This window comes from Bradyrhizobium sp. (genome assembly GCF_035701725.1).
Lineage (GTDB): Bacteria > Pseudomonadota > Alphaproteobacteria > Rhizobiales > Xanthobacteraceae > Bradyrhizobium.
Map to the genome: position 1 here is coordinate 1 of NZ_DASSRP010000022.1, position 4,713 is coordinate 4,713.

Below are 4,713 nucleotides of genomic sequence, written 5' to 3' on the forward strand. Positions count from 1 at the left end.
CGGCACCATGGGCGGCCAGGCCATCGCCACCGAAAAGGTCAAGCACGATCCGGAGTATCAGGAGCGCGTCGGCATCGAGGACGGGCCGGCCAAGGGCCTCGCGCCGGAACTGCGCGCGCACATCCAGCGGATTGCCAAACGCATCTACCGCACCCTCCGGCTCGACGGCTATGCGCGCATCGACTTTCGCCTCGCCGCCGACGGTACGCTCTATTTCATCGAGGCGAACCCCAACCCCGAAATCGCCAAAAGCCAGGAATTCGCGATGGCGGCAAAGTATGACGGGCTCGATTACCCGGGGCTGTTGCATCGTATCCTCACGCTCGGCATCAGCCGGGCGAAAGCGGGCGTATCGGTCGGCTGAGCGGTGTGGCGGCGGGCCTCAGACGAAATTCCGGCGCGCGCGGAACTGCACCCCCCTGTTTCGACTTGCTTTAGTGGAGACAGCATCTTCGCGAGGAGCGGGACCGTCACCGATCAAGCTCCAGGCGGCGTAACGCCCGCCTGAGCTTGATCTCTCCCAGACCTTACCAAAAGGAAACGGAAATGCTTCAACGCCGTATCAAGGGCGCACGAAACCGGCTTGACCTGAACGATCGCGTTCAGGTCCGGATCATACGCAAGCGCCTGAAGGTTTCCGACCGGCAGCTCGGCAACCTGGTTCAGACCGTCGGCAACTCGATCGCCGCCATCACCAAGGAAGCGAATGCGCGCAAGGATGCCGCGGCAGCGAGCGAAGTGCCGAGCGCCGTGGTCATTGCTTCCGTAGAGAACACCGAGGCTGCCGCCGACGAAGCAAGCCTCGCCGCGGCAGTATCGCAGCCTGCCTAGCGTGGTGGTTCAGAAATCCGCATCATTCTGCCGCGGGTCCGCCTTGATCCGCAAAAGCCGCGATCCGCGTCCGCAGGTCCGGCGTTTGGCTCAGGACAGGGGCGAGCCACGTCACAGTGCGCTCGGCGGTCGCCAAGGCGGTCGCCGGTGAAGCGCAAACCAGGGCCGAATAGGTCTGCAGCGGCGTCCACCGCCCCCGATCCTCGACATCCCGCCTGAACTCCTCGAAGCCGTAGCTGCCATCCGGCCTGGAAAAAATGTCGACGCATTTGTCGTGCTCGGCATTTTCGAGACTGGCAATGACGGTCCACGATTTGTCGATGCGGCTGGACATCAAGCTCGCTCGCCCTGCTGTTCGGCGGTCTATTCGCCGCCGGGCTCCATGCCCTTCGATTTGAACAACGCCTGCGCCGACGGACCCATCAAGGCCGCGATCAAGGCTTTGGCGGCCGCGGCGTCCTTGGTCGCGCTCGCAATGCCGGCGGCGTACACCGTGTAGTTCTGAATTTCCTTCGGCAGCGGCCCGACCAGCGTCACGCCGCCATGCGGCAGGATCTCGCTGATCTGGTGAATGCCGAGTTCGGCCTGACCGGACTCGATGTAGTCGGCGACATAGCCGCCGGATTTCAGCTTTTCCTTCGGCTTGACCTGGTCGGCGATGCCGAGACGCTCGAGCAGCTTCTCGACATAGATGCCGCTGGAGCCGCCGCTTGAGGGATCGATGAAGCTGATCGACTTGGCATCGAGCACGGCTTTCTTGAACGCCTCGACGGTCGAGATGTCGGGCTTGGCCGCGTCCTCCTTCACCATCACGCCGACGCCGACCCGCGCCAGGTTGGTGCGGCTGCCAGCCATCACCTTGCCCTCGCCGGCCAGCCTGTCGACGCCATCGGGCGTCATCACGACGACGTCGAAGGTCTCGCCGGATTGAATCCGCTTCATCAGCGCGCCGGCGGTGTCGTTCTCGACCGTGACCTTGTTGCCGCTCGCCTTCTCATAGTCCGGCAAGAGCGCGAGCACCGTCGATTTGAAGGCGCCTGCGGTGAGCAGCTTCAGCTCGGCGGCCTCTGACGCGGTCGTGCAAAGCACGGCGCCGAGCGCCGTGGCGAGCAACAACATTTTCATTCGCATTTTCTTGGTTCTCCGGTTGCCCGTGGGGCGGCGGCATCGATGATGCGGACGTCTGCACCGCCGCAGCCTGCTCTATAGCAGACGGCCGCGACGCGCAGCAGGCATAATAAGCTTGTCGATGATTAAGCCGCAGCGTCTGGATGTCGCGATCGGCGGCCATAGATCTCAGGCTGAGAGACGCCTGATCGCCTTGAGCGCGCGCTTTGGTCCCCGCCACCCCAGGAATGTGAGCTCCTTTTCCTCGAGCGCATCGGTCGCACGGAAAAACTTTTCCAATTCCTCCTGCGCTCGCGCGGGAAGGTGGCGAATGTCCTCCAACTCCGTCTCCAATGGCGAACGATCCGGAACCGCGAAGATCCGGTCATTTCTTTCCTTCTTGCCCTTGCTTGTCTGCTCGACTTCGAGAATGCCGACCGGCGTGCATCGAAGGACGACGCCGGGATAGGTGCGGGCGTCATGGATTACGAGCACGTCGAGCGGGTCGCCGTCCTCGGCCCTGGTCGAGGGAACGAAGCCCCAGTCATAAGGATAAGTAAGACCCGCCATCAAGGGCTTCGCCAGCGTGAACGCGCGAAGCTCCGGATCGAAATCCATCTTGCAGGAGCTTCCGCGAGGCGTCTCGATGACCGCGTAGATGTGGTTTTCGTCCGCCCATGTCGGCAGTTTCATCAGGTTCATGATTTCATCCGCCTTGCGCCGCCCCGACGGTGTCGGCCATGTGGGCTCCGCGCCGCCCGACCGGCTGCGCCGATCCGGTCGTGGTGTCTCGCGCCGTCTGATGCTCCATCTCGGCGTCGATCTCCGCGCCGAGCAGGATGACGATGGCCGATATCCAGAGCCACGTCATGAAGCCGATGGCGGCGCCGAGCGAACCATAGGTCTCGTTGAATTTGCCGAAGTTGGCGGCATACCAGGAGAATAGTCCGGAAACGATCAGCCAGAGCAAGGCCGCGATCGCGCTGCCCCAGGTGATCCACCGCCAGCGGGCGGTCTCGCGGCTCGGGCCATAGCGGTAGATCACGGCGAGCGCCAATGTGAGGACGAGATACATCGCAGGCCAGCGCCCGATACGAAGCAGCAGCTCGCCCAGGTGAGACAGACCCAGGTAGGCCAGGATGACCGGCACGACGACGATAGAGCCGAGCGAGGCCAGCACGAAGATCACGCCACCGACCGTAAAACCGAGCGAAATCGCATTGAGCCGGATGAACCCTCGCTTCTCGTTTTCTCCGTGGACGATGTTCAGCGTATCGAACAACGACTTCATCGCGGCGTTCGCACTCCACAGCGACACACCGAGTCCGATCAGAAACGTCGCCCCGAGAGTCTGAGGACCTTTGGCAACGACCCGCGTCAGCTGCTCGCGGGCGATGTCCACCGCGCCGCCCGGCAGAAATCCGCCGAGTTGATCCAGGTGCCGGGCAATCGTCGCCGGATCGGCGAACAGCCCATACATCGCCACCAGGGCGGCAATCGCCGGAAATACCGCCAGGATGCTGTAGTAGGTCATGCCTGCGGCAAGAGCGAGAATTCTGTGCTTCGATATGTTGGCGTAGACTCGTCGCAGGATATCTTTCCAGCCCTGCGCAGGTATTTCGGACGGCGTGGTCGCACTGCGCCCCCGTCCCCCATCGACGGCGGCCCGCTCATCGTTGCCGGACCGGAATGACGATCGCCGGCGCTCATCCCTGACCCTTTGCCAGGAAAGATAATTCGAGGCCATCGCGGCCCCGAGCAAAACCATGATCGAGATGGCGAACCCGAGAGAAGGCGGGCTCAAGGCATCTGGCGTCTCGGGGGTCGCACTGAGCGTCTCGGAGTTCAAAGACAATTATGCTTCCGTCGTTTCCCTGCAATCCTCAACCGACTGAGACCAGAGAACGTTCCTTCGCGGATTCCAGGCGGCCACCGGGGATGGCGCCTCCGGAGCTGGAACCAGAAGATGCAAAACTCCGGCCGCGCCGATCAATAGGCGGCGGGGTCGGCTGAGTCCTTCGGATTTTCGAAGGTGCGCTTCATCACCTCGCTCATGGGGATGTTGAGGTTGACGTTCTTCGGCGGGATCGGCTGCGTGAACCATTTGGCGTAGAGCGCCGGGCCTTCCGGGCTCTTGTAGAGCGCGGCCGTCGCGGCATCGGCCACCGCCTTGAAGGCGGTATCGCCCTTGCGCAGCATGATGCCGTAGGGCTCGGGCTTGGAGAACGCGTCTTCCGAGATCATGTAGGCCTTCGGGTCCTTTGCGATTGCGATCAGACCCGCGAGCACGATGTCGTCCTGGACAAAGGCCACCGCCCTGCCGGTGTCGACCATCAGGAACGCTTCGCCCTGGTCCTGGACCGGAACGATCGTCATCCCGAGATTGAGGCGGGTGTTGAATTCGAGCGCCTGCTTGATGTTGGTCGAGCCCGCGGGCGCGACGACCGTCTTGCCCTTGAGGTCGGCGATGGTCTTGACGTGGGAGTCGACCCTCGCCATGAAACGGCTCGCAGTCAGGAAATGCGTGTTGGTGTACCAAACCTGCTGCTGTCGTTCGGCGTTGTTGGTGGTGTTGCCGCATTCGAGATCGATCGTGCCGTTGGCCATCAACGGAATGCGCGAGGGCGACGTCACCAGCACATATCTCACCTCGAGCTTGTCGAGCTTCAACTCGCGCTTCACGGCCTCGACGATCTTGCCGCAGATATCCATGGCAAAGCCGATCGGCTGCTGCTTGTCGTCGACATAGGAGAACGGCACCGAGGCCTCGCGGTG

6 protein-coding genes and 1 pseudogene are annotated in these 4,713 nt (G+C 62.8%); 2 read left to right on the plus strand and 5 right to left on the minus strand.

Going from position 1 to position 4,713, the window contains the following annotated elements; genetic code table 11:
• Together VFL62_RS01055 and VFL62_RS01060 are read left to right on the plus strand one after the other, a co-directional pair.
• Window positions 1-364: pseudogene (locus VFL62_RS01055) on the plus strand (D-alanine--D-alanine ligase); the annotation flags it as partial.
• 182 nt (window positions 365-546) lie between these two features.
• A complete protein-coding gene (locus tag VFL62_RS01060) occupies window positions 547-831 on the plus strand; it encodes a DUF3606 domain-containing protein (protein WP_325170525.1) in 285 nt (94 codons plus the stop codon).
• A gap of 22 nt (window positions 832-853) precedes the next feature.
• Here the strand turns inward: VFL62_RS01060 and VFL62_RS01065 are convergent, their stop codons facing one another.
• The 5 genes from VFL62_RS01065 to VFL62_RS01085 all read right to left on the minus strand — a co-directional run.
• On the minus strand, window positions 854-1,165 hold the full coding sequence (locus VFL62_RS01065) for a hypothetical protein (protein WP_325170526.1): 312 nt from the start codon (window positions 1,163-1,165) through the stop codon (window positions 854-856).
• Window positions 1,166-1,194: 29 nt separating this feature from the next.
• Complete coding sequence (modA, locus tag VFL62_RS01070; RefSeq protein WP_325170527.1) at window positions 1,195-1,956, minus strand: molybdate ABC transporter substrate-binding protein; 762 nt, start codon at window positions 1,954-1,956, stop codon at window positions 1,195-1,197.
• Between the two features lie 171 nt (window positions 1,957-2,127).
• Window positions 2,128-2,640, minus strand: coding sequence for an inorganic diphosphatase (locus tag VFL62_RS01075; protein WP_325170528.1), 513 nt, complete (start codon window positions 2,638-2,640; stop codon window positions 2,128-2,130).
• 4 nt (window positions 2,641-2,644) lie between these two features.
• Window positions 2,645-3,793 carry a YihY/virulence factor BrkB family protein gene (locus VFL62_RS01080; RefSeq protein ID WP_325170529.1) on the minus strand — a complete coding sequence of 383 codons (1,149 nt, stop codon included), beginning with the start codon at window positions 3,791-3,793 and terminating at the stop codon, window positions 2,645-2,647.
• A gap of 134 nt (window positions 3,794-3,927) precedes the next feature.
• Window positions 3,928-4,713, minus strand: a 786-nt coding sequence (locus VFL62_RS01085) for an amino acid ABC transporter substrate-binding protein (RefSeq protein WP_325170530.1), incomplete at its 5' end; no start/stop codon positions are given.